The 3,466-nt window shown below is 77.1% G+C and carries 4 protein-coding genes and 1 pseudogene; 3 read left to right on the top strand and 2 right to left on the bottom strand.

Annotated features, from left to right (window positions below):
- From ABD353_RS02265 to ABD353_RS02255, 3 genes are all read left to right on the top strand, one after another.
- A partial coding sequence (locus tag ABD353_RS02265; protein WP_344621717.1) for a hypothetical protein occupies window positions 1–760 on the top strand: 760 nt, incomplete at its 5' end.
- Complete coding sequence (gene cseB, locus ABD353_RS02260; protein WP_344621716.1) at window positions 757–1,527, top strand: two-component system response regulator CseB; 771 nt, start codon at window positions 757–759, stop codon at window positions 1,525–1,527. The genes ABD353_RS02265 and cseB, both read left to right, overlap by 4 nt.
- Window positions 1,524–2,741 carry a sensor histidine kinase gene (locus tag ABD353_RS02255; RefSeq protein WP_344621715.1) on the top strand — a complete coding sequence of 406 codons (1,218 nt, stop codon included), beginning with the start codon at window positions 1,524–1,526 and terminating at the stop codon, window positions 2,739–2,741. The genes cseB and ABD353_RS02255 overlap by 4 nt, the downstream gene beginning before the upstream one ends.
- Before the next feature lie 13 nt (window positions 2,742–2,754).
- Here ABD353_RS02255 and ABD353_RS02250 read toward each other — a convergent pair whose 3' ends face one another.
- The gene (locus ABD353_RS02250; protein ID WP_344621714.1) at window positions 2,755–3,186 is read right to left on the bottom strand and encodes an SMI1/KNR4 family protein; all 432 of its coding nucleotides are present in this window, start codon (window positions 3,184–3,186) and stop codon (window positions 2,755–2,757) included.
- A gap of 12 nt (window positions 3,187–3,198) precedes the next feature.
- Window positions 3,199–3,466 (bottom strand): annotated as a pseudogene (locus ABD353_RS02245) (hypothetical protein); the annotation flags it as partial.

Raw genomic sequence — 3,466 nt, 5'->3', positions numbered from 1 at the left:
CGTCGCGGCGGCCCTGGTGCTCGCCGGCTGCGACAGCCCGGGCACCCTGCACGACGCCGGCCCGGCCCGGCAGGTCGCGGAGCACCCCAGCCCGCAGCCGCTGTGGCCGGCCGCCGCGACCTCGGCCCCGGCGACCCCGCGGGCCGAGTCGGACGCGCCGCCGCCGTCCCCGCTGCCCGGCCTGGCCGCCCCGGCCGGCGGACTCGGGCAACTGGACGCCCTGGCCGTCCTGCTGGACGACCCCGCGCTGACCGACCTCGAACACCGCGCGCTGTCCGGGGACTGCACCCGGTGCACCGTCCAGCCCGCGCAGTTCCGGGACCTCAGCGGGGACGGCCGGCCCGAGCTGATCACCGCCGTACTGACGGCGGAGGCCGACGGGCGCGCGGTGCTGCACGTCTACAGCGACCGGGACGGGAAGGTCCTCCCGGTGCTGGCGGTCGGCGCGAACGCCGGGTTCACCGCCGACACCGTCGGACGGGACCTCGTCCTGCACGAGCCGGACGGGCCGACCGCCCGCACCAGCAGCACCTACCGCTGGAACGCCGTCCGGATGGCCTTCGTCGACCGGCAGACCGTCTACACCGGGCCCGCCGACGGCGCGGCCGGCTGCCCGACCCCCGAACCCACCGTCCCCGCCGCCCGGCCCACGCCCACGCCCACCCGCCCGGACGGCGTCGTCATCGGCTCGGCCGCTCGGCCGCTCGGCCGCTCGGCCGCCCCGTCCCCCGTCCCCACCCTCCCGGCGAGGCAGCGATGACCGCACCGATCCCGTCCCTGCCGGCCGCGCCGCCCATGCCGCGGATCCTGCTCGTCGAGGACGACGAGGTGATCCGCGAGGCGACCCAGATGGCGCTGGAACGGTACGGCTTCCCCGTCGACACCGCCGCGGACGGCCTCCAGGGCCTGGAGCGGTTCCGTGCCCGGCGGCCGGACCTGATGCTGATCGACGTGATGCTGCCGATGCTCGACGGGGTCGGCCTGTGCCGGCGCGTCCGCGAGGAGAGCAGCCTGCCGATCCTGATGATGTCCGCCCGCGGCGAGGCGGTCGACGTGGTCTCCGGCATGGAGGCCGGGGCCGACGACTACGTGGTGAAGCCCTTCGAGATCGCCGTCCTGGTCGCCCGGATCCGCACCGTGCTGCGGCGCACCGGCCCGGCCGCCGCGCCCGCCGCCCCGGGCCCGGCCGGTGTGGCCGGCGGCGCCCCGGCGGACGCGGCGCAGCCCGGCCCGTCCGCGCTGCTGGTGATCGACGACCTGGCGGTGGACACCGACGCGATGGAGGTGACGGTGGCCGGCGAGCCGGTGCCGCTCACCCCGACCGAACTGCGGCTGCTGCTGGAGTTCACCGCCGCCCCCGGCGTGGTGATGGAACGCCAGACCCTGCTCTCCCGGGTGTGGGACTACTCCTGGGACGCCGACAGCCGGGTGGTGGACGTCCACGTCCAGCGCCTGCGCGCCAAGATCGGCGCGGGCCGGATCGAGACCGTCCGGGGCTTCGGCTACCGCCTGCGGCGCATCCGGTGACGCTCCGCCGGCAGATCGCCGCCGTCATCGCGCTGGTCTCCTGCCTGGTCGCGTGCACCGTCGCCGTGCTCGTCCACCGGGCGTCGGTGGGCCAGCACACTGACCAGGCCCGGGCCTCCGCGGAGGCCGCCCTGGACGCCGTGCTCACCGGGTACGACCGCACCGGCGAGCTGGTCGGCGGCTGGCACGCCGCGGTGGACGACCCTGCGGTGCCCGCCGACCTGCGGGCACTGGCCGCGCGGGGCCGGCAGGGCTCCCTGCTCGGCCCCGGCCCGAACGGCACCGCCATGTGGGCGGCGGCCGGCGCCGGCGGCCGGGTGGTGTCCGTGCGCCTCGACTTCGCGGGCGACGAGCAGGCGGTGGCGGACCTCGACCGGGCGGTGCAGATCGCCGCGGCGCTGTCCGTCGCGGTCACGGTGCTGGCCGGGGTGCTCGCCGCCGACCGGATCAGCCACCGGCTGAGGACGGCCGCCCGCACCGCCCGCACCATCGCCGCCGGCGACCTCGACGCACGGATCGGACCGCTCGGCCGCCGCCGCGACGAGGTCTTCGAACTGGCCACCGCCGTCGACTCGATGGCCGCCGCGCTGCGCAGCCGGCTGGAGAACGAGCAGCGCTTCACCGCCGACGTCGCGCACGAGCTGCGCACTCCGCTGACCGGCCTGCTCACCGCCTCCGAACTGCTGCCGGACGGGCGGCCCACCGAGCTGGTGCAGAACCGGGTACGGGCGCTGCGCGACCTGACCGAGGACCTGCTGGAGGTCTCCCGGCTGGACGCCCGTGCCGAGTCCGCCGACCCGGCCGACCTGCCGCTGGCGCAGCTGGTGGCCCGCACGGCGGCCGCCGCCGGGCGGCCGGTCGAGCTGGTGGTGTCCGCCGACGCGACGGTCAGCACCGATCCGCGGCGGTTCGACCGGGTGCTGGCCAACCTGGTGGCCAATGCCCACCGGCACGGCGAGCCGCCGGTGCGGGTGCGGGTGGACGGGCCGGTGGTCACCGTCCGCGACCACGGGCCGGGGTACCCGGAGTCCGTGCTGCGCGACGGCCCGCAGCGCTTCCGCACCGGCGCCCGGGAACGCGGCCACGGCCACGGACTCGGCCTGACGATCGCCCAGGGCCACGCCGAGGCCATCGGGGTGGCCCTGCACCTGGGGAACCACCCGGAGGGCGGCGCGGTCGCCGAACTCCGGCTGCCCGTCCCCCGCACGGGCTGAGCACGCGGCCCGGCTACCGGTACCAGTCGCCGGTCTCGCGCAGCGCCCGTCCGAGGTACTGGGCGAGGCCGTGGCAGGCCAGGGAGCGGCTGTCCGTCTCGTGGTCCCAGACGAAGACCTCGGTCCGCGGCGGCGTGCGGACGAAGGCGAACTGGTCGCCTCCCCCGTTGTCGCCGAAGAACATCAGCGGCTCGAACGGCATGTAGAGCGCGGCGAAGTCCGCGGCGGCGCGGAACTCGGCGTTGTCCCGGGCGATCCGCTCGGCGCTCCAGACGACGTCGTCGCCGCTTCGTCCCCGCACCCCGTCGCACTCCCGCAGCAGCGCGGCCAACTCGGCGGGCAGCGGCTGGCCGAGCGCCGCCTCGACCGCGGCCAGCGCCTCCTCCCCCGCCGGCTCGCCGAGGTCGGCGTCGCCCGCCGCTTCCAGGATCAGTTCACGCCACACCGGAGCAGCATGTCAGACCCGGGGGCCCGGGTCGGTGCCGGCACCGGCCGAGGCCGAGGCCGAGGCCGAGGCACGGCAGTGCAGGGAGTTGATCGCGTACTGGACCAGCAGGTGCGCCCAGATCTCCTGGTGGACCAGGTCCGGGGTCGCGGACCGCAGTGCCCGCGTGGCACCGGGCAGCAGCGCCTCCGGCTGTCGCCGCCGGTGGGCGGCGGCCAGGTCGGGCGCCGGTGCGATTCGCCGGGCCGTGGAGGGTTCCGCCGGCGGCGAGGTAGGCGAG

Origin of the sequence: Kitasatospora arboriphila (assembly GCF_039528095.1) — a bacterium.
Classification (GTDB): Bacteria; Actinomycetota; Actinomycetes; order Streptomycetales; family Streptomycetaceae; genus Kitasatospora; species Kitasatospora arboriphila.
Note: the sequence above shows the minus strand (reverse complement) of the source record. Positions and strands in the feature narration are given on the sequence as shown.

Excerpts from the sequence above, each read along its gene's own strand:
- cseB (WP_344621716.1), top strand. The coding sequence starts at position 757 with ATGACCGCACCGATCCCGTCCCTGCCGGCCGCGCCGCCCATGCCGCGG.